This window comes from Kitasatospora sp. NPDC058218 (assembly GCF_042882445.1).
GTDB lineage: Bacteria > Actinomycetota > Actinomycetes > Streptomycetales > Streptomycetaceae > Kitasatospora.
This window is the reverse complement of record NZ_JBHVWC010000012.1, coordinates 141,482-165,954: the sequence shown is the minus strand read 5'-3', so window position 1 is coordinate 165,954 and position 24,473 is coordinate 141,482. Positions and strand designations below refer to the sequence as shown.

22 protein-coding genes are annotated in these 24,473 nt (G+C 75.5%); 5 read left to right on the top strand and 17 right to left on the bottom strand.

Going from position 1 to position 24,473, the window contains the following annotated elements; all coding sequences use genetic code 11:
* Window positions 1–18 precede the first annotated feature (18 nt).
* The 12 genes from ACFVYI_RS10140 to ACFVYI_RS10085 form a co-directional block, all read right to left on the bottom strand.
* Window positions 19–432 (bottom strand): SsgA family sporulation/cell division regulator, encoded by a 414-nt coding sequence (locus ACFVYI_RS10140; protein ID WP_387882978.1) that lies wholly within the window; start codon window positions 430–432, stop codon window positions 19–21.
* A 206-nt stretch (window positions 433–638) separates the two neighbouring features.
* A complete protein-coding gene (locus ACFVYI_RS10135; protein ID WP_387882975.1) occupies window positions 639–1,967 on the bottom strand; it encodes a cryptochrome/photolyase family protein in 1,329 nt (442 codons plus the stop codon).
* Between the two features lie 274 nt (window positions 1,968–2,241).
* Window positions 2,242–3,597 (bottom strand): PP2C family protein-serine/threonine phosphatase, encoded by a 1,356-nt coding sequence (locus ACFVYI_RS10130; protein WP_387882973.1) that lies wholly within the window; start codon window positions 3,595–3,597, stop codon window positions 2,242–2,244.
* Between the two features lie 98 nt (window positions 3,598–3,695).
* Entirely contained in the window at window positions 3,696–3,962 is a 267-nt protein-coding gene (locus ACFVYI_RS10125) for a metal-sensitive transcriptional regulator (RefSeq protein ID WP_387882970.1), read from the bottom strand.
* A gap of 96 nt (window positions 3,963–4,058) precedes the next feature.
* Window positions 4,059–4,415 carry a PRC-barrel domain-containing protein gene (locus tag ACFVYI_RS10120; protein ID WP_387882967.1) on the bottom strand — a complete coding sequence of 119 codons (357 nt, stop codon included), beginning with the start codon at window positions 4,413–4,415 and terminating at the stop codon, window positions 4,059–4,061.
* A 285-nt stretch (window positions 4,416–4,700) separates the two neighbouring features.
* Complete coding sequence (locus ACFVYI_RS10115; RefSeq protein WP_387882965.1) at window positions 4,701–6,449, bottom strand: serine/threonine-protein kinase; 1,749 nt, start codon at window positions 6,447–6,449, stop codon at window positions 4,701–4,703.
* Window positions 6,450–6,632: 183 nt separating this feature from the next.
* Window positions 6,633–6,842: a hypothetical protein gene (locus ACFVYI_RS10110; RefSeq protein ID WP_387882963.1), complete on the bottom strand. Its 210-nt coding sequence runs from the start codon at window positions 6,840–6,842 to the stop codon at window positions 6,633–6,635.
* Between the two features lie 315 nt (window positions 6,843–7,157).
* Window positions 7,158–7,883 (bottom strand): hypothetical protein, encoded by a 726-nt coding sequence (locus ACFVYI_RS10105; RefSeq protein ID WP_387882961.1) that lies wholly within the window; start codon window positions 7,881–7,883, stop codon window positions 7,158–7,160.
* A 157-nt stretch (window positions 7,884–8,040) separates the two neighbouring features.
* Complete coding sequence (locus tag ACFVYI_RS10100) at window positions 8,041–8,886, bottom strand: SAM-dependent methyltransferase (RefSeq protein WP_387882960.1); 846 nt, start codon at window positions 8,884–8,886, stop codon at window positions 8,041–8,043.
* A gap of 383 nt (window positions 8,887–9,269) precedes the next feature.
* On the bottom strand, window positions 9,270–9,953 hold the full coding sequence (locus ACFVYI_RS10095; RefSeq protein WP_387882958.1) for a response regulator: 684 nt from the start codon (window positions 9,951–9,953) through the stop codon (window positions 9,270–9,272).
* Window positions 9,950–11,176: a sensor histidine kinase gene (locus tag ACFVYI_RS10090; protein WP_387882956.1), complete on the bottom strand. Its 1,227-nt coding sequence runs from the start codon at window positions 11,174–11,176 to the stop codon at window positions 9,950–9,952. The genes ACFVYI_RS10095 and ACFVYI_RS10090 overlap by 4 nt, the downstream gene beginning before the upstream one ends.
* Before the next feature lie 144 nt (window positions 11,177–11,320).
* Window positions 11,321–13,570 (bottom strand): MMPL family transporter, encoded by a 2,250-nt coding sequence (locus tag ACFVYI_RS10085; RefSeq protein ID WP_387882954.1) that lies wholly within the window; start codon window positions 13,568–13,570, stop codon window positions 11,321–11,323.
* 429 nt (window positions 13,571–13,999) lie between these two features.
* Here ACFVYI_RS10085 and ACFVYI_RS10080 point away from each other — a divergent pair, with 429 nt between their 5' ends.
* The 3 genes from ACFVYI_RS10080 to ACFVYI_RS10070 all read left to right on the top strand — a co-directional run bounded on the left by ACFVYI_RS10080 (window position 14,000) and on the right by ACFVYI_RS10070 (window position 17,381).
* A complete protein-coding gene (locus ACFVYI_RS10080) occupies window positions 14,000–15,124 on the top strand; it encodes a DegT/DnrJ/EryC1/StrS family aminotransferase (protein WP_387882951.1) in 1,125 nt (374 codons plus the stop codon).
* 205 nt (window positions 15,125–15,329) lie between these two features.
* Window positions 15,330–16,277 carry an NAD-dependent epimerase/dehydratase family protein gene (locus ACFVYI_RS10075; protein WP_387882949.1) on the top strand — a complete coding sequence of 316 codons (948 nt, stop codon included), beginning with the start codon at window positions 15,330–15,332 and terminating at the stop codon, window positions 16,275–16,277.
* 12 nt (window positions 16,278–16,289) lie between these two features.
* Window positions 16,290–17,381: a hypothetical protein gene (locus ACFVYI_RS10070; RefSeq protein WP_387882947.1), complete on the top strand. Its 1,092-nt coding sequence runs from the start codon at window positions 16,290–16,292 to the stop codon at window positions 17,379–17,381.
* Between the two features lie 16 nt (window positions 17,382–17,397).
* Here the strand turns inward: ACFVYI_RS10070 and ACFVYI_RS10065 are convergent, their stop codons facing one another.
* From ACFVYI_RS10065 to ACFVYI_RS10050, 4 genes are all read right to left on the bottom strand, one after another.
* The gene (locus ACFVYI_RS10065; protein ID WP_387882945.1) at window positions 17,398–18,156 is read right to left on the bottom strand and encodes a polysaccharide deacetylase family protein; all 759 of its coding nucleotides are present in this window, start codon (window positions 18,154–18,156) and stop codon (window positions 17,398–17,400) included.
* Between the two features lie 14 nt (window positions 18,157–18,170).
* Complete coding sequence (locus ACFVYI_RS10060; RefSeq protein ID WP_387882943.1) at window positions 18,171–18,974, bottom strand: SDR family NAD(P)-dependent oxidoreductase; 804 nt, start codon at window positions 18,972–18,974, stop codon at window positions 18,171–18,173.
* A gap of 76 nt (window positions 18,975–19,050) precedes the next feature.
* Window positions 19,051–19,938: a hypothetical protein gene (locus ACFVYI_RS10055; RefSeq protein WP_387882941.1), complete on the bottom strand. Its 888-nt coding sequence runs from the start codon at window positions 19,936–19,938 to the stop codon at window positions 19,051–19,053.
* A 94-nt stretch (window positions 19,939–20,032) separates the two neighbouring features.
* Window positions 20,033–20,866 (bottom strand): SAM-dependent methyltransferase, encoded by an 834-nt coding sequence (locus ACFVYI_RS10050; RefSeq protein ID WP_387882939.1) that lies wholly within the window; start codon window positions 20,864–20,866, stop codon window positions 20,033–20,035.
* A 232-nt stretch (window positions 20,867–21,098) separates the two neighbouring features.
* On the opposite strand from ACFVYI_RS10050, the gene ACFVYI_RS10045 reads away from it, so the two are divergent.
* On the top strand, window positions 21,099–21,776 hold the full coding sequence (locus ACFVYI_RS10045) for an RNA polymerase sigma factor (RefSeq protein ID WP_387882937.1): 678 nt from the start codon (window positions 21,099–21,101) through the stop codon (window positions 21,774–21,776).
* Window positions 21,773–22,519 (top strand): hypothetical protein, encoded by a 747-nt coding sequence (locus ACFVYI_RS10040; protein ID WP_387882935.1) that lies wholly within the window; start codon window positions 21,773–21,775, stop codon window positions 22,517–22,519. The genes ACFVYI_RS10045 and ACFVYI_RS10040 overlap by 4 nt, the downstream gene beginning before the upstream one ends.
* A gap of 119 nt (window positions 22,520–22,638) precedes the next feature.
* On the opposite strand, the gene ACFVYI_RS10035 is transcribed toward ACFVYI_RS10040, so the two are convergent.
* Window positions 22,639–24,381, bottom strand: a complete 1,743-nt coding sequence (locus ACFVYI_RS10035; protein WP_387882933.1) for a condensation domain-containing protein — start codon at window positions 24,379–24,381, stop codon at window positions 22,639–22,641.
* Between the last annotated feature and the right edge of the window lie 92 nt (window positions 24,382–24,473).

Sequence of the window (24,473 nt, the reverse complement as noted above, 5' to 3'; positions counted from 1 at the left end):
GTGCCTGTTCGCCTGCGCTCAGCCGGCCTCGTCCACCAGGCCGGCCACCGTGTCGGGCCAGCTGAGCAGGTGGTGCTCCGTCCCCGGGGCGACCACCTCGTACGTCCGGCGGAGGAAGTGCACGAGATCCCGGGAGGACAGCACCAGGACCGCGCAGCCCTCGTCCCCGTGGAACTCGACGGCGACCACCCCGGGCGCCCACGGCCGAACACGCAGATCCCCCAGACCGGACGGCTTGCGCAGCCCGCCGCCGAACAGCTCGCGAGCCGCCGTCCAGGACAGTGAACTCTCCAGTCCGAGCGAGGCATTGGCCCCGAAACCGAGCGACAGCGCGAACGGGTCGGCCGGGTCGTAGCGCAGCCCCATCAGCACCGGCCGGGGCTCCTGGCCGACGAGACAGGCCTCGATGACGTCCTCGACGATCTGGGGCACCGTACGTCCCCCCTCTCTTGGCGGCAGTGGTGCCCGCCCGGCTACCCGCAACCGCGGGGACCATGCGTGGCCGGACCGGTGGGAATGCCTGGGACGAATGGAGTTGACGGTCGGTCGGATCCCATCGCGGGTGGTGCCCACCACCGCCGCTTCGAGTGTCGGCCGACCGACCGACGCCCTGACGAACGGCCGGTAGAGACCTCCGGTCAGTCGAGGCCCCGGGCGTGGCGGAGCCGGACGGAGATCGCGTCAGGGTCGACGATCGGCGGCGGGTAGTCGGCCGGTGGCCGCTCCAGCCGCCACGGGCGGTGCACGGAGCGACCGGGGAGACCCGCCAACTCGGGCACCCAGCGCCGGACATAGGCGCCGTCCGGATCGAGCCGGTCCGCCTGGGCGAGCGGGTTGAGCACCCGGTTGGGCCGGGTGTCCGTACCGGTCCCGGCCACCCACTGCCAGTTGAGCTGGTTGTTCGCCAAGTCGCCGTCGACCAGCAGGCGCAGGAAGTGGCGGGCGCCCGTGCGCCAGTCCTTGTAGAGGGTCTTGGTCAGGAACGAGGCCGTCACCAGTCGGGCCCGGTTGTGCATCCAGCCCTCCTGGGCGAGTTGGCGCATGCCCGCGTCCACCAGCGGAAAGCCGGTACGGCCCCGGCGCCAGGCCTCGGACTCCGCGTCGTCGGGCAGCCAGCGGTCCCCCTTGGACCGGTAGTCGCCGTGGGCCGCGTCCGGGCGGGCGGCCAGCACCTGGTGGTGGAAGTCCCGCCAGGCCAGCTGCCGGACGAACGCCTCGGCGCCGCTGCCGCCCCGCCGTTCGGCGGACGCCACCAGTTCGATGGCGGAGACGCAGCCGAAGTGCAGGTAGGGCGAGAGGCGCGAGGTACCGTCGGCGGCGAGGTCGTCGTGCAGTGCCTCGTAGCGCTCCAGGGCGTAGCCCTGCCAGAGCTTGCGGCCGGGGCGCTCGCCGCCCGGCGGCAGCCCCGGTGAGTCCGGCGTGACGGCGGGCACGGGCTCGCTCGCGACGCCCTCGGGCGTGCGCAGCACCCGGGGAGCGCGGTGCACCGTCCGGCGCGGGGCCTGCTGCCAGGCGCGGAAGTACGGTGTGAAGACGGCGTAGTGGTCCTTGCCAGCCGGGCTGACGGCGCCGGGTACGGCCACGGTCAGCACGCCGTCGTGGACGTGCAGGCGGGGGCCGAGGAGTTCGCGCAGGGCCTGCTCGCGGCGGTGGGCGAAGGCGCTCACGCCGGCGGCGACGTGCACCGAGACGGCGTCCACCTCGGCGGCCAGCCGGGCGGTCTCGGCCGCGGCCGCGCCCCGGCGCAGCACCAGTCGGCCGCCGAGGGGGCGCAGCGCGGCATCGAGGTCGGTGAGGCAGTCGGCGAGGAAGGCCGTCCGGTTGGGCACGGCGAAGCCGGCGGCGGCGATGTCGGGGTCGAGGACGAAGAGCGGCACGACCTCGTCGGCGGCTTCGGCGGCGGCGCGGAGCACGGGGTTGTCGTGCAGGCGCAGGTCCTGGGTGAGCAGGGCGATGGAGACGGTCATGAGTGGTGGTCCGGTGATCGTGGTGGTGGGTCTGGACTGGGTCGGCGGGTCGGTGGCCGGGGGTCGGCGGGTCGGCCGGCCCCGGCGGGACAGGTGAGCCTCCCACCCCGGCGCTCCGCGCGGGGCGCGGCGCGCCGCGTGCGCGCGGTCCGGCCGGCGCCGGATTCGCCTCCGGCGCCCGGGAGCACCGGGCCTCGGGCCTCGGGCCTCGGACGACCACCGGACGGGTCCGCCTTCTCGGGGGTGGGCCGGGGCCGCGCCGCCGGGGTTGCCTTCAGACAGCGGGATGCCACTCCACCAGGACGATCGTGGCGTCGTCGGAAAGCCGGTGGTCCTGGCGCTCCAGCAGCGCGTGGACCAGCCGTCGAAGGGCCTCCGGGGCGGCCTCCCCGGCCGCCGTGGCCTGGACGATCATGTCCGTCAGCCGTTCCTCGCCGAACAGCTCACCGGTGGCGGAGCGCGCTTCGGTGACACCGTCGGTGTGGATGAGCACGCGGTCCCCGGGCTCCAGCCGGACCTCGTGGACGGTGCCGGGCGTCCGCTCGTGGCCGGCGAGCCCGAGCGGGAGGTCGGCGGGCCGTTCGAGCGCGGCCGGCACCACGCGCTGACGGCGGATCAGCAGGGGTGCCGGGTGCCCGCGGTTCACCCAGGTCAGCCGACCGTCGGAGGTGTCGAGTTCGGCGAAGACGCCGGTGAGCAGCCGCTCCGGGAACCACCGGTCCAACTCCCGGTCGATCACGGCGGCGATCTCCGCGAGCCCGCCACCGGCCCGGCGGACCGTCCGACCGGCCGCGATCGCCAGCGCCGACGACCCGCCCGAGGCGAGGTCGTGGCCCATCGCGTCGACGACGGCGATCCGCAGCCGGTCCCCGCTGAAGCTGTGGTCGAACGCGTCGCCGCCGATCTCGTAGGCGGGCTCCAGCACCGCGGTCGACGTCACGTGCCGGGTGCCGACCGTACGCGGCGGCATGAAGGCCCAGGCCAGCTCGGCCTGGAGGGTCATCGGAACGACGCGCACGGTGTCGACCAGGTCATCCACGAAGGGCAGCCTGGCCACCACGATCAGGCCGACCAGCGAGGCGAGCGCCAGGCAGTGCCCGAGGTCGACGCTCCCGCCCGGGGGTACCTCGACGCGGAGCACGCCGATCCGCTCGGCACCGTCGAGTATCGGCAGCCACAGCAGCCGGCCGGGCCCGTCGTCGGCCGGCGCGGACTGTACCGCCCCCGTGCGGTACGCGCGGCCCGCCGGGCTCCCCTCCAACGGGAGCGCCCCGCTCACCGGCCCTCCGACGGCCGAGGGATCGGAGTGCCGGCGCGGACCGGGGTGGGTCGGGGCGTCGGCGACCGGCCCGGCGGCGGTCGCGGCGTCGGCGGTCGCGGCGTCGGCGGTCGCGGCGTCGGCGGTCGCGGCGTCGGCGGTCGGACCGGCGGGAGCACCGACGCCGTCGGCCGCCGGAGGGCTCAACGGCGCGAGGTGCACCTGTCGTACATCGGCCAGCAGGACCACCGCGTCGGTGAGCCCCATCGTGCGGGCCGCGTCACGGACGGCTGTCGCGAGCTCACCGGGGCCGATCCGGTGGGAGGCCTCCAGCAGGCCGGCCATCGCCCGGCCGAAACCGATGTCGTCCATGGCCGCCGCCTTCCGCCGAGACCGTTCTGCCCCCGACCCCCGGCACCCGCCCCCCGGCACCCGCCCCCCGGCGCCGGTCGGTGTCCGGTCGCCTGCCGTCAGGCGAGGGCCAGGAAGAGCTTCTCCAGCTCCGCCTCGCTCATCGGCGGGGCGTCCCCGTCGGCGACGGCCATGCACTGGCGCATGCCGCCGGCCACGATCTTGAACCCGGCCCGGTCCAGGGCCCGTGAGACGGCCGCCAGCTGGGTGACGACGTCCTTGCAGTCCCGGCCCGCCTCGATCATCGCGATCACACCGGCCAGCTGGCCCTGGGCCCGGCGGAGCCGGTTCAGGACGGCACCGACCGCTTCCTCGTCCACCTGCATCTCAGGGCCGCCTTCCGCTGTCACGACGAGCTTCCAGCGTACCCCGTGGGGTATGGCGGCCGACGGGCCCGATCTTCCGGCGGCGGGGCAGGACCCTCAGCGCCTGGCCAGTCGGCGCTCGCCGCCGGCACCGGGGGCGTAGGCGAGTTCGTAGTGCGCGAAGACCGCCGGTTCGTCCTCGGCGGGCAGGATGTCGTCCGTCCCGATCGAGGGCGCCTGCTTGACCACGCCCTTGGCGAACGCGACCCGCACGTACCCGGGCCCGACCACGGCGCCGTCGAGCGGGACGAACACCAGCCGCCGGCGGGACGGCAGGCCGACCGTGACGGTGGCGAAGAACGGCTGGTCGCTGGCCGTCTCCACGTACACCGACTCCAGCGTGCCGATCCGGTGGTCCTTCTCGTCGACCACGGCGTGGCCGCGCCACTCCCTGATGTCAGCCGTTCCGATCACCACAGCCTCCCGTTGTCGCCGGTTCCGTCCTCGGACGCCCGGGATCTCCCCTCGGACGCCCGGGATCTCCATCCTGCGCCGGGACGGCCCGAGCCGCCCGGCGAGGACGGCGGCGCCCGACCGGCCGGAGGAGGGGTACGCGGCGGTGCGCGGCGAGCGGGCGGCCGGTGGCCGGCCCGAACGTCCACCCGCCGCTCCGGGTCGGCCCCGGCCGGTCACCCCCGCTGTCCCGCGCCCGGCGCCGTCAGGCTCTCGTTCCAGCTGGTCCGGACGGCAGGCGCCGGATCATTGCTGAGCCGGGTCCTGGTCCGCCCGGAGGCCGAGGGTGCGCCAGCCGTGGGTGATCTCGTCGCGGAGCGCACCCGCGTCGGGCTCGGTGCTGCCCGGGCCGTACCGCGCCGTCAGCAGGTCCAGCAGCGCGCCGCCGTCGCCGGGCCGGGCCTGCGGGTCCGCGGTCAGCGCGCGGCCGACCACGGCCGCGAGGGCCGGGTCGAGCGCCGCGAGGGCCGCCAGGGCCGTCGGCTCCGGGCCGGTGTCGACGATCCGGCGGATCACGGCCCCCGTACTGGCACCCGCGAACGGACTCCCCCCGTGCGCCGCGCACACCACGCAGCACGCCCAGGCCCAGACGTCCGCCGCCGGGCCGACCGGCCCGTCGCCGAACTGCTCGGGCGCCATGTAGGTCAGCGTCCCCGGGCCACCACCGGTGCGGGTCAGCCGGGTGCCGTCGACGATGGCCGCGATGCCGAAGTCGAGCAGCCGCGGCCCGGCCGTCGTCATCATGATGTTGGCCGGCTTGAGGTCCCGGTGCACCAGCCCCAGCCGGTGCACTCCGCGCAGGGCCACGGCCAGCGCGAGCGCCAGCGCCCGCAGCGCCTCGGGCGAGCGGATCGGCCCCTGCTCGCGCAGGTGGACGTCGAGCGGGCGGCCGTCCAGCAACTCCATGGCCAGGTAGGGGCGCCCGGAGTCCACACCGGCGTCGAGCACCCGGGCGGTGTAGGCGCCGGACACCATCGCCAGCACCTCCGCCTCGCGCTCGAAGCGCCGCAACAGCTCGGCTTCGCCGAGGAGTTCCGGGTTGATCGTCTTCAACGCGACCTGGGTGGCCGAGCCCTCGCGGCGGGCCAGGTAGACCGTCCCCATGCCACCGGACCCGATCCGACCGAGCAGCTGGTACCCGCCGATCGTCCGCGGCTCGTACGGGTACAGCTCCTGGTGGGCGATGTGCCCGACCGGTGGGGTGTGCCCGACCGGTGGGGTGTGCCCGGCAGGTGCGACGCGCCCGACCGCCACGGCCGGCGCGACCTGCGGCGCCGGAGGGGCCGGCACGGACCAGGGCGCGTCGACCGGGGCGGCCGGCATCGGCACGAAGGGCGCGGGCCGACCGACGGGCGGAGCACCGGGCGCGAGGTGAGCCGTCGAGCCGGCGCCGAGGGCCCAGGGGCGCCTACTGGTCACGAACGCGATGATCTGGAACATCAGCGCACCCTCGACGACTCCGATCGGCAGCACCAGCGCACCGGCGGCCACGCGCAGGACGAACCCGCCGATCAGCCGGACGGTACTGCCGGGGGACGTCCCGACCCCCGGGGGCATGCCGATGGTCAGCAGGTTGCGCTGCGTCAGGATCCAGAGGAACACCCAGCAGAGCAGGGCGGCCACCGCCGGAATGAGGAAGACCGGCTGCTCGATGAGGTAGTAGACGTCGAAGAACTGGGCGAGGGCCAGCGGGCTCTCCGAGACGATCGACGGCATCATGTACCGGAAGTTGTTGTCGCCGACCGTCGAGTTCAGCAGGACCACCAGGCCGACCGCGCCCAGGAGGACGAGCACCTGCTCGCCGACCGCCGCCGCCGTCAGTCCCGCCGGCACCGCCGGCCGCCCGGCCGGGCGGCCGAGAGGACCGACCGCACGGTAACGGGTGGCCTGCTGAGCGCGTAGCAGGAGCGGGATCGACACCACCCGCAGAGCCAGCGTCACGCCGCCCAGGATCAGGATGATCAGGCCCAGCGGAGTCTCCGTGTAGCTCTCCATGAACGCCCCCCGTTGTGCCGTTCGTCGGTCAAGCAGACCGAGTATAGGCCGCGTTGCGATCACGTCGACCGAGCTGCGCGAACGGCACGGGCGGGTCGGGCGGGGTGGGCGGGCGGGGTGGGCGACCGCGACGGGGGCGGCCGCCCGGTTCACCGGCTGACCCCGGCTCGTCCGGCCCTCGTCTCAGCCCCCCATGGTGCGCACGTCGAGCAGCGGCGGATCGAGCGGCCAGGGCAGCGCCGCACCGGTCACGCTCGCCGCCAGTCGCAGCGCGCCGAGCAGCGGCGGGCCGTCGGGGTGGTGCGGTCGGGCCGCCGGGAGACGGTCGTTCAGGGCTGCCAGCGCCGCCTGGCGCAGGCGGGTCAGGGCGAACAGGCCTCCCGTCAGGGCCACCTGCGGCGCCGACAGAGCGGCGGACCGCGCGGCAGCGGCCGCCGCGTCGGCGAGCTCCTCCCCCGCCCGCCGTACGATCGCGCCCGCGACCCCGGTCCACGGTGCTCCTTCGCTCGACGGTGCGCGTGTGCCGCCAGGATCCGGTGCGGGCACACTCGGCCTCCCCACGGTGTCACCCCGTGGTGTGTCCGAAGTGTGCCACCGCCACTCCCGAAAAGCGTGCCTCGTTCGTGGACGGCGGGACGGGCGGAGCCGGGGGCTGCTGCCGGTCCGCTCGACGGACGGTCCCGCTGATCGCCGTTGCCGCCTGAAGGCTCAGACGTTCGAGTCCGGATCGAGGCAGGCCTCCACCTTGAGGCAGGCCTCCAGCCTCGCCCGCCGGTGCCGGGACAGGTGGTCACCGAGTGGGGTCTGCCGCGGGCTGTGTTCGCCGTCGCAGATCCAGCTCCGCTCGTCCGTGTCGAACGACCAGGGGTGGGCACGCCACAGCGGGTGGCCCCCGAGCAGGCGCCGGGCCAGCGGCCCGCACCCGTCAGGGGCGCCTTGGGCGATCAGCGCCTCGGCGACGGCGTCCAGGGCCTCGGCGGGGACTGCGGAGTCGCCCAGCACCGGCAGGAGCAGCAACAGCCGGGCGTGTGGATCGGTCACCCCGACCGCTCCGTTCGGGGCGGGGAGGATCGCGGCGAGCTCCGGCCAGCACAGGCCCGGGCCGGTGTGGTCCTGATCCGTGCTGGCCAGGACCACATCGGGGCTGCCCGGGTGGACCAGGAAGCAGTCCGTGCTCGTGTACTCCTCGCCGCTGTTGTAGTGCACGACGATCGAGAAGCCGTTCTCCAGCGGGACCGTGAACATCGGCCAGGCCGACCTGTCGTGCAGCTGCTCCAGCACGGCACCGGCATCGGCGGCGTCCACGCCGAAGGCCTCCGGCGACTCGCCCTCGCACAGGTCGACCAGATGCGCGGCCCAGAACCCGGGTTCGCCCAGCAGCGGGAGACCATCCACCACGGGAGCCGAGGAGTACAGGTGCCGCGCCATCGCCATGCCCCGATTCTGACGCACGGCGATCCGACACGACCACGGGCGCCTGACGCACCCCGGCGCGCGGGCCCGGAACCCGCCGCCGTCCGCTCCCCCGGGTCGGGGCTCGGACGGCGGCGACGCACCACCGGCGGGGCGTTCAGGCGCAGCAGCGGGCGGTTCAGCCGCGCTTGACGGCCACGCCGCCGTACATCGCGATGTCCTGGTCGCGCACCGGCGCGGCGTCCGCGTCCGGCCGCCAGTGGTGGACCAGGGTCACCCCCGGGTCGAGCAGCTCGAAGCCGTCGAAGAAGGCGAGCGTCTCCTTCTTGTCCCGGATCTGCAGGGGGATGCCGCGCGCGTTGTATTCGCGGCCGACGCCGCCCACGCCCACCGGGTCGGTGTCCCCCGTGAAGACGGTCAGGGCCAGGAAGCTTCCCGGGGCCAGCTCGTCCATGAAGCGGCGCACGATGCCCTGCGGGTCGTCCTGGTCGAGGACGAAGTGCACGATCGCGATCAGGGAGAGCGCCACCGGCTGCGACAGGTCGAGCACCTCGCGCAGCTGGGGGGCGCCCATGATCGAGTCGACGTCGCGGAAGTCGGCGTCGATGTAGGAGGTGCGGCCCTCCTCGGTGCTCGACATCAGGGCGCGGGCGTGGGTCAGCACGATCGGGTCGTTGTCGACGTAGGCGACGCGGGCCTCCGGTGCGATGCCCTGGGCGATCTCGTGCACGTTGGGCGAGGTCGGGATCCCGGTGCCGATGTCCAGGAACTGGCGGACCTTGTGCTCCTCGGCGAGGTGGCGGACCACGCGCTGCATGAAGGTGCGGGTGGTGCGCATCGAGATCGGCAGGGCCGGCCACGCCTTGACGGACGCATGGGCCGCGGTCCGGTCCGCCTCGAAGTTGGTCTTGCCGCCGATGAGGTAGTCGTACACCCGGGCCGAGTGCGGGACGTCCATCCGCAGGTCCACCCCCGGCCAGCGCTCCCCCTGCCGATTCCCTGACATCCACCCCATGCCTGACATCCTCGCCCCTCCCGCTCCCCGTTCACCTGGGGAAACAGCTCCGGCCGCCCCGCTGGCGGGCCTTGGTGCGCATGGTAACGGTGCCGGCGGAACAGCACGGTTGCCGGGGGCCGGACAGAGCTCCGTCGGCGGGGGCCAACGCCCGGCGGCCGCACCCTCGGTGGTGCCCCGTCAGCCTGTGGCGGCCGACCCGGGGCACTGTGGGTGCCCCGGTGCTGCCCCGACGGTGCCCCGGTGCTACCCCGGCGCTGCCCGGTGCGAGGCACGGCCGCTGCCCGGTCGGACGGGCGGTGTTGCCCGGCCGAGGCGCCCGGCGGGGCGGCCTCAGCGGGAGCGAACGCAGCGAGGGCGAACGCAGCGAGGGCGAACGCAGCGAGGCGGACTCAGCGGGGCGGGCGGGCGACCGGGACCAGCCCGGACTGGTAGGCGATGGCGACCAGTTGGGCCCGGTCGCGGGCGTCGAGCTTGGACATCGCACGGTGGACATGGGTCCGGACCGTGAACGGGCTGACGTACATCCGCTCGGCGATCTCCTCGTTGGCCAGGCCGGTGGCGGCCATCGCCATCACCTCGCGCTCGCGGGCGGTGAGCGCCGACAGCCGCTCGGGGTCGACCGCGCCGACGCCGACGGACCCGGGCTGGGCGAGGAACTGGTCGATCACCGCGCGGGTGGCGGCGGGCGAGAGCAGGGCGTCCCCGGCGGCCACCGTGCGCAGGGCGGCGAGCAGTTCCTTCGGGTCCGCGCCCTTGCCCAGGAAGCCGCCGGCGCCCGCCCGCAGTGCCTGGGCGACGTACTCGTCGATCTCGAAGGTGGTGAGGATGAGCACCCGGGTGCCGGTGAGCTCCTCGTCGGCGCAGATCGCGGCCGTCGCGGAGAGGCCGTCCACGCCGGGCATCCGGATGTCCATCAGGACGACGTCGGGCCGGGTGGCGCGGGCGAGCTCCACCGCCTCGCGGCCGTCGGCGGCCTCCCCCACCACCTCCATGTCCTCGGCCGCGTCGATGAGCACCCGGAAGGCGCCGCGCAGCAGTGCCTGGTCGTCGGCGAGCAGTACGCGAATGGTCATGCGTGGTCCTTGTCGTCTCGGGCGCCGGTGCGCAGGGGGAGTTCGGCGGAGACCAGGAAGCCGCCGTCCGGTCGGCGGTCGGCCCGGAGCCGGCCGCCCACGGCGCCGGCGCGTTCGCGCATGCCGATGAGCCCGTAGCCGGCGGCGCCGGCCACCGCCGGGGCGAGGCGGGGCCCGCTCGGCACGGGCCCGCTCCTGGCCGGCGTGGCGTTGGCGACGGTGAGTGCGACCCGACTGCCGGAGTACGCGAGGGTGACGTCGGCGCCGGCGCCCCGGGCGTGCTTGGCCACATTGGTCAGGGACTCCTGGACGATCCGGTAGGCCGTCAGATCGACTCCAGGGGAGAGCGGACGCGGCTCGCCCTCGACGGCGAGGCGGACCGCCAGGCCGGCGCGTTCGAAGGAGTTGATCAGGTCGGGCAACTGGCCGAGCCCGGGGGCCGGCTCCAGCGGGGCCTCCGGATCCTCGGCGCGGCGCAGCAGCCCGACGGTGGCCTTGAGCTCCTGGAGCGCGGAGCCGGTGGCGTCGGTGAGGTGGCTGAGCATCTCGCGGGCCTCGGCGGGGTGGGTGTCCATCAGGTGCACGGCGATGCCGGCCTGGGCGTTGGCCAGGGCGATGTGGTGGGCGACGACGTCGTGCAGGTCGCGGGCGATCCGGATCCGCTCGTCGGCGACCCGGCGGCGGGCCTCCTCCTCCCTGGTCCGCTCGGCCCGTTCGGCACGCTCCTCGATCGCGGCCAGGTGGGCGCGCCGGTTGCGGATCGAGTCGCCGACGGCGCCGGGCAGCACGACCCAGGTCGCGACGCCGATCTTCTCGGCCAGTGGCGCGTCGGAGTCGATGACCAGGGCGGTGCCGGTGAGCGCGACCGCCGAGACGGCCGTGGCGACACGGGCGGTCAGCCGGTCGGTTCGTACGGCGAGGAAGTAGAGCGCGGCCAGGAGCGGCAGGATCAGGGCGGGACTCGGCTTGACCGCGGTCAGCTCGATCAGGACCCCGCTGCCGAGCGTCACCGCGGCCACCGTGCGCGGGTGGCGCCGGTGGGCGAAGAGCACGGCGCTGGAGAGGGCCGCCAGGGCCAGCGGCAGCGGTTCGGGGTGGCCGTAGCGGCCCGTCCCGTCGACCGTGGTGCCGGCGGCGGTCAGGAGGAAGAGGGTGAGCCCGGCCACCGCGTCCAACAGGCGGGGGTGGTGGCGGGCGTGGCGCCGCAGCCAGGTGTCGGTCATCTCGTGTTCTCTGGATCCGGGGGTGGTGGCGGCGCCCCCGGGCGGGCTCCTGCCGACTGCGGCCACCCGCCCCTGCCGGGCGGCGGGGGTGGGCGGTCGGGGCCGCCGTCGCGGACGACGGGGGCCCCGACCAGGTCGAACGAATCAGACGCCCACGAAGTGCCTGGCCGGCTCCGGCTCCGGTGCCCGGGTCTGCAGCCGGGCGCCCTCGACGTCGATGTCGGGCAGGATCCGGTCCAGCGGGCGCGGCAGCCACCACGCCCGGCGGCCGAGCAGTGCCAGGGCGGCCGGGATGATGGCCATCCGGACCACGAAGGCGTCGAAGGCGACGGCTGCGGCAAGGCCGAGCCCCATCATCTTGACCATCGGCTCGGCCATGCCGATGAAGCCGGCGAAGACGCTGATCATGATGAACGCGGCGGCCGTGACGACCCGGGCGTTGTGCCGGAACCCGGTGACCACGGCCTCGCCCGGCTCCTCCCCGTGGACGTAGGCCTCGCGTATCCGGGTGACCAGGAAGACCTCGTAGTCCATGGCCAGGCCGAAGACCACCCCGACCATGAAGATCGGCATGACGCTCATCACCGGGCCGGTCTGCTCCACGCCGATCAGATCGGCGAGCCAGCCCCACTGGAAGACCGCGACGACGGCGCCGAGGGCGGCGGCCACCGAGAGCAGGAACCCGAGCGCTGCCTTGAGCGGCACGAGGACGGAGCGGAAGACCACCAGCAGCAGGACGACCGCCAGGCCGACGACGACGGCGAGGTAGGGCACCAGCGCGTCGCTGAGCTTCTGCGAGACGTCGATGTTCATCGCGGTCGCGCCGCTCACCAGGACGGTGGCGCCGGTGGCGGACTTCAGGCCGGCCGAGCGGTCGCGGATGGTGTGGACGAGCTCCTCCGTCTCGGCGGCGCTCGGTCCGGTGGACGGCACCGCGTTGATCAGCGCCGTGTCGCCGGCCTTGTTGAACACCGGCGGCGACACCGACACCACGCCCGGCAGGCCGGCCACCTCCTGACCGACCCGCTCGGCGGCGGCCTTCGGGTCGGCGGCGCCCTTGGCGTCCACCAGCACGGTGAGCGGGCCGTTGAAGCCGGGGCCGAAGCCCTCGGAGAGGTGGTCGTAGGCCCGGCGCTGGGTGGTGGACGTCGGCTGGGACTCCTCGCCCGGCAGACCGAGCCGCAGGTCGAGGGCGGGCAGGGCGAAGATGCCGAGGCCGATGACACCGCTCAGTAGCACCGCCACGGGGCGGCGCAGCACCAGGCGGGCCCAGCGGGTGCCGCCGTTGGCCGGCCGCTCCCCGGCGGGGACGGCCTCGACGAGGACGGGGCCGGCCGGTGCCCGGCGGGAGCGGCCCCGGCGGGCGGCGGTGCGCCGGGCACGGCGCGGCAGTACCCGGCCGCCGAGGAATCCGAGCAGGGCCGGGACCAGGGTGAGGGCGACCAGCACCGCGATCACCACCGTGCCGGCGGCCGCCATGCCCATCTTGGCGAGGATCGGGATCCCCACCACGGAGAGCCCGGCCAGCGCGATCACGACGGTGAGCCCGGCGAAGACCACGGCGGAGCCGGCCGTGCCGACGGCCCGACCGGCCGCCTCCCGGGGCTCGTACCCGTCCAGGAGCTCGGCGCGGTAGCGGGAGACGATGAAGACGGCGTAGTCGATCCCGACCGCGAGGCCGAGCATCATCGCCAGCGTGCTGGTCGTGGTGGACAGGCCGAGGGTGCTGCCGAGGGCGGTGATGGCGGCGATGCCGAGGCCGACGCCGACCAGTGCGGTCAGCAGCGGCAGCCCGGCGGCTGCCAGCGATCCGAAGGTGATCACCAGGACGACCGCGGAGAGCGCCATGCCGACGGCCTCCGTCGTGCCGCCCGCCTCCCCGCCGCCCAGCAGTGCGGAGCCGCCGATCTCGACCGTGAGACCGGCGTCCCGCCCGTGCTGCGCCGCCTGCTGGAGGGCGTCCGTGGCGGCCGTGGTCAGCGAGCCCGGCTTCGCGTCGTAGCTGACCGTCGCGTAGGCGGTCGAGCCGTCCTTGGAGACGGCGCCCGCCTGGAACGGGCTGACCGCGCCGGTGACCTGCTCGCCGTGGGCGAGCTCGGCGACCGTCCGCTCCACGGCCTGCTGGTTGCTACCGGCGGTGATCTTCTGCCCGGAGGGGGCGACGAAGACCAGGCGGGCCGACGCGCCCTCGGCGGTGCTGCCGGGGAAGCGCTCGTCCATCAGGTCGAAGGCCTGCTGTGCTTCCGTGCCCGGCATCGCGAAGCCGTCGTCGGGTGCCGCCGGTGCCTTGGCGGCCAGAACTCCGGCGGTCGCCAGCAGGGCGACCCAGAGCAGGGCCATCAGGCGGCGCCTGAGGAAGGCCCATCGGCCCAGGCGGTACAGGAATGTGGCCACGGGAGAGCAGACTCCTTCGGATGACGTGCACGGGTGCGGCCCGGGCACGGGGCCGCGGCACGGCCCGGGTCGCCCGGAGCATGGCCATCCTCGGTCGGCGGGGGCCGCCGCGTCGTCATCGCTGTGCAGGCCGTTCACGTAGTCCGTGCGCAGTAGCGCACTACCCGGACGGCGGAGTCGCGGTCCGCTGTGGGGAGCAGCGGTCGGGCCTCCCGGGCCCTTCCGGCCGCCCGGTTGGGGGCGGCGGCGCCCGCCGGGCCTGCCCTGGCCGACGGGCCGGTGACCGCGCGGTCACCCGGGCGGGCGGTGACGACGGGCCGGGAGCGGGCGGGCGAAGTAGCGTGATGTGCCTGGCCCGACCGTCATGTCCGGTCCGGCCGGAACCGACCCGTCCGATGACCTGTTCATCCTGCTGCCGGAGGTGGCCCCATGGGCGTTCCAGCCGCTCGCATCGTGTTCGACGAGAGCGACCGCACGGCCGTCGCGGACGCGGTGACGGAGATCCTCGCCACCGGCGCGCTGACCCTCGGCCCGTGGACCGAGCGGTTCGAGCAGGCCTTCGCGGCCGAGCACGGCGCCTCGCACGCCGTCGCCGTCGCCAGTGGCACCGCCGCGCTGGAGATCATCCTGCGCACCGTCGACGTCCGGGACCGCGACGTCGTCGTCCCGGCGGTCACCTTCTACGCGACCGCCGCCGCCATCGTGCACGCCGGCGGGCGCCCCGTCATCGCCGACGTGGACCCGATGACGTTCGCGCTCTCCCCCGACACGCTGGAGGCGGCCCTCACCCCGGACACCGCCGCCGTGGTGCTGGTGCACATCGGCGGTCTGATCACCCCCGAGGTGGACGACCTGCGCGCGATCTGCGACCGCCGGGGCATCCCGCTGGTCGAGGACGCCGCCCACGCGCACGGCAGCGGCTACGGCGGGCGCGCGGCCGGCTCGTTCGGCCTGGCCGGCGCCTTCTCGTTCTACCCGACCAAGGTCACCACCAGCGGCGAGGGCGGCATGATCCTCACCGAGTCGCCCGAGCTGCGCGACGAGGCGCGGATCCACCGGGACCAGGGCAAGGGGTCGTTCACCACCAACCACCACGTCCGGTTCGGCGCCTCCTGGCGGCTGAGCGAGCTGAACGCCGCCGTCGGCGCGGTGCACCTGCGCCGGCTCAAGGAGTTCGTGGAGACCAGGCGCCGGGTGGCCCAGCGCTACGACGCGGCGCTCGCCGGGCTGGACGGCCTCCGGCCGACGGTCGAGCCGGTCGGCTGCCGCGGCAACTACTACAAGTACGTCGCGCTGCTCCCGGCCGGCGTCGACCGCGCGGCGTTCAAGCGGGCGGTGGCCGAGGAGTACGGGGTGCGGCTCTCCGGCGAGGTGTACGACCTGCCGCTGCACCTCCAGCCGGTGCTGGCCCCCTACCGGCGCGGGCCGCTGCCGGTCGCCGAGGACCTCTGCGCGCGGCAGATCTGCCTGCCCGTGCACTCCGACATGACCGAGGACGAGACCGACCAGGTGATCGAGGCGGTCTCGGCCGTCCACCACCGGTTCGCGGGATGACCGGGACGACCGGAACGACCGCGACGACCGCGACGACCGCGACGACCGCGACGACCAGCGTGCCCGGCACGACCGGAGCCACCGGGACGTCCCCGGAGCGGCCCCGCCCCGCCCCGTCCACCCGCACCGCCCAGAGAGTCCCCGCCGCCCGGCCGGCCAGCCCGGCCCGGACGGCGCGGGAGAAGGCCGGACAAGGAGAGAGAACGTGCGCGTAGCCGTCACCGGGGGATGCGGATTCATCGGCTCACACGTCGTGGACCGGCTGCTCGCAGCCGGCCACGAGGTGCTGGCGGTGGACACCACCGACAAGTACCTCAACACCGACGCCGAGCACGCCCGCATCGACATCCTCGACCTGCCCGCCCTCACCGCCGCCCTGGACGGCTGCGAGGTGGTCTTCCACCTCGCAGCGATGGCCGATGTCGAGCACGTCGCCGCCGACCCGGTCCGGGCCGTGCGGATCAACATCGACGGCACCGAGAGCGTCCTGGAGGCGGCCCGGCGCAGCGGTCTCAGCCGCACCGTGCTGGCGAGCACCGTCTGGGTCTACGGCGCCGCCCTCACCGACGACCAGCTGGACAGCGGCGAGCAGGAGCTGGACGAGCACGTGCCCATCGAGCTGGAGCACAGCGGGCACCTGTACGTCGCCACCAAGCTGGCCGCCGAGATGCTGGTGCACAGCTACCGGGAGCTGTACGGGCAGCACTTCACCATCCTGCGCTACGGCATCCCGTACGGGCCGCGGATGCGGGACGAGCTGGTGGTCGCCCGGTTCGTGCAGGCCGCGCTGGCCGGACGGCCGATCACCATCGCGGGCGACGGCCGGCAGAGCCGCAACTTCGTCTACGTCGAGGACCTCGCGGACGCGCACGTGCGTGCCCTCTCCCCCGCCGCCGAGGACCAGACCTTCGCGCTGGAGGGATCCACCGCCGTCTCCGTCCGGGACATCGCCGACACCGTCGACGAGTTGCTCGGCCCGGTCACCATCTCGCACATCGAGGCCCGGACCGCCGACTACGCCGGGCGCCGCATCTCGGCCGCCCAGGCGAAGCGGCTGCTCGGCTGGTCGCCGCGGACCAACTTCGCGGACGGCCTGCGGCGGTACGCGGACTGGTACCGCGGCGAGGGCGGCCCCGCCGCCGGCGCCTCCTGAGGCGGCGCCCCGGTGCCGCACGCCCTGCTGGTCTCCGGCTCGCTCGGGCAGGGCCACGACGTGATGGCCCAGGCCTGCGCCGACTCGCTGCGGGCCCGCGGCTGGACCACGGCCACGGTGGACGCGATGGCGCTGCTCGGGCAGCGCGCGGGCGCGACCGGCGAGGCGGTCTTCCGCCGGCTGCTCGACCTGCCCGGGGTCTACGACGCCTTCCACTTCGCGGCGCTGCGGCCCGGCGCCCGCCTCGCCCTGCTGGCCGACGCCGCGGCCCGGACCCGGCTGGTCCCGGCCCTGCGGGAGCTGGTCGCGCAGCAGCGGCCGGAGCTCGTGGTGTCGGTGTTCGCCACCGCGACCTCGGCGGTGAACCGGCTGCCCCGGCGGGCCGGCGGGCCGGCGTTCCGGCACCTGGTGCTCTGTACCGACGTCACGCCGCACCGGCTCTGGGTGCAGGAGGGCACCGACCTCTTCCTGGTCACCTCCGAGGTCGCGGCGTGCGCGGTGCGGCGCTACCGGCCCGAGGCCGGGATCGCCGTGCTGCCGGCGCCGCTGCGGGCGCCGTTCTACCACCCGCCGACCCGTACGGCGGCGCGGCGCGAGTTCGGGGTGCCGCCGGACGCGCGGTGCGTGCTGCTGATGTCCGGCTCCTGGGGGCTGGGCCCGCTCGCCCGCACCGCCGCCGACCTGGCCGACGCCGGACCGCACGTGCTCGCCGTGGCCGGGCGCAACGGCGAGCTGGAGCGCCGGCTGCGCCACGCCGCCGGCCGCCGCCCGCACCTGCACCCGTTCGGCTACACCGAGCGGATCCCGGCGCTGATGGCCGCCGCCGACCTGGTGGTGACCAGCTCCGGCGACACCTGCAGCGAGGCCCGGGCGCTCGGCCGCCGGCTGCTCCTGCTGGACGTCGTCCAGGGCCACGGCCGGGACAACCTCCAGCACGAGCTGGAGCTCGGCCACGCCGACGTCACCTCGGCCCGCCCGGCCGACGTGGTCCGCACCGCGCTCGCCGCACTGGACCGCCCGGCGCCGCCGCCGTCCGCCGGCGCCTCCCCGGCGGGCTGGCGGACGGGGTTCGGGGCCGCCCTGGCCCGGGTCGGGCTGGCGTAGCCGCCCGGCGGGGCGGTCACCGCACCCGGTGCCGGTCCGCCGCGCGGCCCGGCACTCCGTGGTCGCGCAGGGGGCCGAGGGCGAGCCCGTGGTCCCGGCAGTGGACGGCGAGGAGGGGGAGGGCGGCGAGCGTGGCGCGCCAGGAGTCGGGGGCGGAGGTGCAGTCGGAGTCGTGCAGCAGGAGGGTGGCGCCGGCGACGAGGCCCGGGCGGGCGGTCGCGTGGACGGAGGCGGCGGTGGCGTGGTCGGTCCAGTCCCGGCCCCAGGCCGTCCAGAGCACGGTCCGCAGGCCGAGCCGGCGGGCGGCCAGCGCCGGGCCGGCCGTCAGGACGCCGTAGGGCGGGCGGTACCAGAGCGGGCGGGCGGCGCAGAGGTCGGTGACCGCCTCCGTGGCGCGGCGCAGCTCGCGCAGGTCACGGGCGGGGGCCGGGTACCACTGGGGGCGGTGGTACCAGCCGTGCACGGCCACCTCGTGACCGCGGGCCACCAGCTCGCGGCCGAGCTCCGGGGCCCGCTCCAGCATCGTGCCGAGCAGGAAGAAGGTGGCCCGGACACCGAGCCCGTCCAGGGCGTCGAGGACGTACGGGGTGCTGCGCCGGTCCGGGCCGTCGTCGAAGGTCAGCGCGACGTGCCGGGGGGTGTCGCCGTACCCGGCCGTGCGGCGGGCGAGCGTCCGGCGGACGGGCGGCAGGCGGACGGCGGACGGGGCGAGGTGGAGCAGCTCGGCGCCCGCCGCGGCGAGGACCGCCCGGCGGGCCGTTCGCGCCCCGTCCATCCGTGCCGCCCCGGTCAGCCGAACCTGGACGCCATGCGCCGGAACACCCCCGGAGCGGCGCCGTGGACGCGTGCGGCGAAGCCGAGCCAGCGCGGGACGAAGGGCCGGTCGCAGGACGTGGTGATCGTCCCGATCACGGCGTCGGCGACCCGTTCGGGGCTCACCGGGCGGGGCCGTTCACGCTGGTAGGGGGTGCCGCGGCGGGCGAAGAAGGGGGTGTCCACCGGGCCCGGCAGGACGATCCGGACGCCGACGCCGGTGCCGCGCAGCTCGTACCAGAGGCTCTCGGCGAACATCGCCAGCGCGGCCTTGGTGGCCGCGTAGGCGGCCTCGTCCCGCACGCCGACCTCCCCGGCCATCGAGCCGAGCAGCACGATCCGGCCGCGCCGGCGCTCCAGCATGCCGGGGAGCAGCAGACGGACCAGTCGCAGCGGAGCGGCCAGGTTGACCTCGATCATCCGGTCCAGGGTGTCGGTGGGGGTCCGGGCGAAGGGCCCGCGCCAGCCGAGGCCGGCACTGGCGACCAGGACGTCGACCCGGCCGGCGGCGGCCAGCGCCGCCTCGGTGAGGCGTTGCGGGCCGTCCGGTTTGGAGAGGTCCTCGGGCAGGGCCCGGCCGCCGGTGCGGGCGGCGATGCCGTCCAGCCGGGTGCGGTCGGTGCCGGAGAGCAGCAGCTGCCAGCCGGACGGTGCCAGCCGGACGGCGGTGGCCGCGCCGATGCCGGAGGAGGCGCCGGTGATCAGCGCCACCGGCGGCTCGGCCGCGGGCCTCCGGAGCCGGTCGGGCCGCCGGGGCCGGTGATGGCCTTCGTCCACCATGGCTGCTCCCGTCCACTGCACACCTGGCCGTCCGTTTTGTCCGGCAAGTCACCTTCGCACGGGGGCGCCGTCCGGGCTACCGGGGTGGCAGCGCCGCCTCCTCGGCCCGGCCCTCGGCCCCCGCCGCGGTCGGCCCCAGCTCGGCCTCCACCTCGCCGAACCGGGAGAGCACGAAGGTGCCGCCGACCGCCACCGCGAAGCCGGCCAGCGCGCACCAGGCGTAGCCCGGGCGCGCCGCGTCGCCCAGGGCGACCACTCCGACCAGCGCCGGGCCGAAGGTCTCGGTCACCGTTCCGGCCGCCGTCGCCGCCGTCACCGTGCCGCGCTGCAGCGCGAGCGCGTACGCCAGGTAGCCGCCGAGGCCGCCGAGGGCCAGCCCGTACGCCGCCGGGTCGGTGAGGACGCCGGCCACCCCGTCGACGTCGAGGACCCGGACGGCCAGGCTGGTCACCCCGAAGCCGATGCCCGCGAGCAGGCCGAGACCGGCCGCCGCGACGTTGCCGTCCCGGCGGGCCAGCACCAGGGTGAGCAGGAGCATCAGGACCGTGGTGGCGAGCAGGGCCCAGTGGAAGGCCGGCGCGGCGTACTCGCGGCCCTCGCGCCCGGAGCCCAGGGCCAGCAGGGTGAGTCCGACCACCACCGCGACGATCCCGGCCACGTCGCCGCGCCGCAGCCGGGCGCCGAGCAGCCAGACGGCGGCGAGCGCCGTCACCGCGAGGCCCGCGTTGGTGACCGCCTGGACCAGGAAGAGCGGCAGGCTGCGCAGCGCGACGACGCTCAGCGCGAAGCCCCCGATGTCCAGCGCCGTCCCCAGCAGGAACTGCCAGGAGCGGACGAGAGCGGCCAGCAGCCCGACCCGCACCCGGTCCGCCCGCGGCGCCGATCGCGCGCCGCGCGCCTGGAAGACCGAGCCGAAGCCGAAGCAGACGGTCGCGACCAGGGCGGTGGTGAGTCCGAGCAGCATGACTCTCCTCGGGGCAGGCTCCACGACCAGTCTGGGCCGACCCGCGCCCGTCCGCACCGGGGGTGGGAGGCGCGGGGAGCCCGCCGCCGGGCCGCTACGGCTTGACGGCCACGGCCGCGTAGCCGGACGCCTCGACGTCGGTGACGGCGATGTCGTCGGGGTCGGCCGGCCGCCACCGCGGGACGGGGACCAGACCGGGGGCGAGGACCGTCCAGCCGGCGAGGAACCCGGCGAGTTCCTGGTGGGTGCGGGCCTGGAGCGGCGTGCCCGCGGAGTGGTAGATGCCGGTCACGCGGGCGATCTCCTCGGGCGCGAGGTCGGCGGTGAGATGGGAGATCACGAGGGCGCTGCCGGGCGCGAGGGCGGCCTTCAGGTGGTCGACGATCGCATGGGCGCGGCGGGCGCCGGAGCCGTCGGGCGCACCGGGGCCGTCGGGGATGAAGTGCAGGACGGCGTTGAGGGAGAGGGCGACGGGGCGGGCGAGGTCGATCGCATCGCGCAGACTCGGCGCGGCGAGCAGGGCCGCCGGGTCCGCGAGATCGGCCTCGACGTAGGCGGTGCGGCCCTCGCGGGCGCCGGTGAGCAGGGCCTGGGCGTGCGAGAGCACGATCGGGTCGTTGTCGACGTAGACGATCCGGGCCCGCGGATTCACCGCCTGGGCGATCTCGTGCAGGTTCGGCGAGGTGGGGATGCCGGTGCCGATGTCGAGGAACTGGTCGAGACCGGCCTCGGCGAGGACCCGCGTCGAGCGGTGCACGAAGGCCCGGTTGGCGCGCGCGGCGGAACGCACCCAGGGGAGGACGGCGAGCGCCCGCCCGGCCGCCTCGCGATCGGCGGCGAAGTTGGTGAAGCCGCCGAGGAAGTAGTCGTACATCCGCGCCGAGTGCGGCACGTTCAGTCGTAGGTCGACCCCGTCGTAAAGGCTCATCGCTCTCCCCCGCCGCAGGACTCACCGATTGCTGCCCACGCTACCCGGCGGCCAATCACCGCCCCGTCCGGTCGAGTTCGGCGGGGCCGATGATCCGCACATCGGACGTGATGACAGTCGGTGCTCGCAGTGCAGCCCGGAGTGACGGAACTGATGGAATGAGCGCGGCAGGCACGGAGTCCGCACCCTCAGGCGGCCGGCGATCGGTCGGCGACCGCGGAAGGCAGGTTCGATGACGATCGACAGGAGTGTCCGCACGCTCGGGCACCGGGGAGGTCCCGCACCGGCGGGCACCGGTGCGGGCGGCGGCCGGGGGGACGGTCCGGACCCCGGCCGCGAGGACGTCGGAGGTGACGGGTACACCGGCCCGGAGAACGCCAACATCCGCCTGGAGCTGGCCTACTCGGCGTTCTGCGAGACCCACGAGCCGGCCTGGCGGGCCCTCGCCCTGACCCGGATAGGCAACCGTGCGGACGCGGCGCTGATCGTCGAGGCGGTGAAGGAGGACCTCGCCCGGTACTGGGCCCAGGTCCTGCGGTTCGAGGAGCCGGCCGCCTACGCGTGGCGGCTGGCGAACCAGCACGTCGCCGACTGGGTGGCCGGCGAACAGCAGGTCGAGGTGGAGGCCGCCACCTTCGCGGCGGTGATCGGTGCCTTCAAGGACGTCGCGAACGGACTGTTGCACAGCGAGGCCGACGAAGTCCGGCTGTACGCGGCGATCCTCGAACTCCCGGACCGGCAGCGGGACGTGGTCGTCCTGCGCTACCTGCTCGGCCTGCACGTCAAGGTGATCGGCGCCTACCTGGGCCGGCCCGTCGCGACCGTCCACTCCAACCTCCGGCACGCCCGGGAACGGCTGGCCAAACGGCTCGGTGTGCGCGAACTGCCGGACCGCGGAGGCGAGCAGTGATCCCCCGGCACGGCGCCGAGGCGCCCGGCGCACCGGCCGGCCCGACGGGCGCCGGCCCGCCCGCCACCGGCCCGACGGCCGCACTGCGCGTCCCCCGGCCCGAACGGGCGCACGCCGAACGGATCGCCGTGCTGCGCCAGGCCAGGCTGACGGCGGCCCCCGCACATCTGCCGTCCGAGCACGAGCAGGCCGCCTTCGAGCTGGGGCTGGTGGTCGCCCTGGTGCTGGGCGCCCCGAACGCGTCCCGTGGCCTGGATCTGCTGGTCAACGCGCGGCGGATCCAGCCGGAGGGGGCCGAGGTGTTCGCCGCGCTGCTCTACGCCACCGGCCGCGAGGAGGGCGCCGAGTACTGGTGGCGCTTCGCGGCCGGGTCAGGCAGCGGCACGGCGGCGTACTGCCTGCACCTCTACCACCTCCGGTTCGGCGAGACGGACGACGCCGACTACTGGCGGGCCTGGTCGGACCAGCTCGCCACCGCCGAGGGCCCGCCACGGCCGCGCCCGCTGCCGGCCGGCCGGGCGCCGCTGCGCGCGGACCGGCCGCTGCTGCCGGACGCCGTGCGGCGCGACATCCTCTCGCGCTGCCACCGCGGGCTGGCGCCGCAACTGCCGCCGGCGCTGGTCGAGGTGGTCGACCGCCTGCCGCTGCAGACCGACCCGGAGGAACCGGGCGACGTGCCCAGCCCGTGGGGGCTGACCTCGGGAGCGACGTCCGTCTGCTCCTGGGACGGCGCGCAGGAGTGAACCGCGCGGTGGACGCGCCACCCCCGTTCGGGTGAGTCGCTCAGGGTCGCGCTCCGTCCACCGGGGCTCCCGGTGGACGGAGCGCGCCGCCGCGGTGGGGCCGCGTCGCTTCCGGGCGCTCAGCCGGGCGGCGCGAGCCGGCCCTCGACCTCCGGGGACCTGCCGGCGCCCTCGGCGACCACCGGCAGCTCGCCCCAGGGCGGCGGCCCGGCACGGTCGGCCGCGGCGGCGTGGACGACGTAGTGGTGCGGTGCCATCACGGTGTCGCGGCCGGGCAGGGCCCCGATCACCGTGCGGTGGGCGACGAGCGGGGTGAGCCCGGGGTCGGCGGTGGCGATCCGGGCGACCAGGCGGCCGTCGTCGAACTCGACCCGGGTGGCGGCGCCGAGGACGTCCGCGACCAGCGCCCGGACGGCGTCCAGGTCGACCCAGGAGCCCTCGATCCGCCGCCACTCGCCGGCCCGGACCGCGCCGCCCAGGCCGGTCAGGGCGGGCAGTTCGGCGAGCGGGACCGGTCCGCGCGCGGCGGCTTCGAGAACGGCGGGCACCGCGAGCGCGAAGCGGCCGGTCTGCTCGCGGTCGAGCACCTGCGGGCAGGCGACCAGCGCGAACTCCAGGCTGCCCGAGGTCCGCAGGATGTTGAACATCGCCCGGACCGCGACCGGCTGGTCGGGCAGCCAGGTCAGTTCGGGGTCGCTCGTCGGGGCCGGGCGGGCGTCGGACATCGCCTCGGGGATGGTCAGACTGAGGTCGTTGACCACGACCTGGCGGGCGAAGCGGGAACCGCGCAGGTGGGCGATGTCCTCGATCAGCTGCCAGACCTTGCCCGCCTGGAGGGTGCTGTGCCAGTAACCGGCCAGCGAGGCCGCCTTGGCGCGGCCGATCAGCTCGTCGAGGTCGCCCGCGTCGGTGTCCAGGGCGAGCAGGGCGTCCTGGGCGAGCGTGCCGATGTGGTCGGCCATCACGGCGCGCTGCCGGTTCGCGGAGAGCGCCGACAGGACGAGGTCGGTCCGGTCCGCCCGCCGGGCCACCAGGGCCGCGAAGACGGCGAGCAGGACGACGGAGGGGCTCGCGCCGGTGCGCCGCGAGGTGGCGGCCAGGTCGGCGGCGGCCGTCCTCGAACGCAGCACGACGGCGGCGACGCCGTTCGGCGGGCCGGTGATCCCGGAGTCGGCGAAGACGGCCTGCGGGGCGGTGGTCAGGACCTTCCGCCAGTGCCGGAGCGCGGCGGCGGCCTTGCGGCGGCCCTGGTCGCTCTGCTCCAGCGCCGCCACCTCCAGCGGGGTCCGGGCGGTGACGGGCGGGAGCTCCTTGCCCGCGGCGAGGTCGAGCCAGTCCTGGATGAGCAGGGCCGTCGCGGCGCCGTCCGCGCCGGCGTGGCAGACGACCACGACCAGCCGGAGCACCCGGTCGTGGTCGGTCAGCAGGGTGAACCGGAGCCGGGGCCCGGCCGCCAGGTCGAACGGGACGGCGACGTCGGCCCGGCCCACCTCGTCGGCGAACGCGTCGATCCCGGCGGGCCCGCCGGCGCCGTCGGCCGCCGGGCCGTCCACCGCGCGCACGGTGACGGTGAACTCGCCCTCGCCGCCCACCAGCTGGCGCTCCGGGAAGGCGTCCGGGCCCGGGCCCGGCGGGAAGGCCGTCCGCAGTGATTCGTGCCGCTCGACGAGTCGGCGCAGGGCGTCGAGCGCGCCCGGCAGGGTCGTGCCGTCGGGGACCGGCCAGACGGACTCCTTGTTGATCTGCTCGGGTCTGTCGCGCCGGATGCAGCGGATCATGTTGTCCTGGCCGAGGGTCAGCGGCCCGAAGCCACTGCTCGCGCCGGCGTACCGGACGGTGATCCGCCGGCTGGTCTCTGTCACGTCGTACGCGCCCTTCGGCCGGCCTGGGGTATCAGCGGAGTGCGGGTCGGGACGCTACCAGCGACCCGACGGGGTGGTACAGACCATGGGTC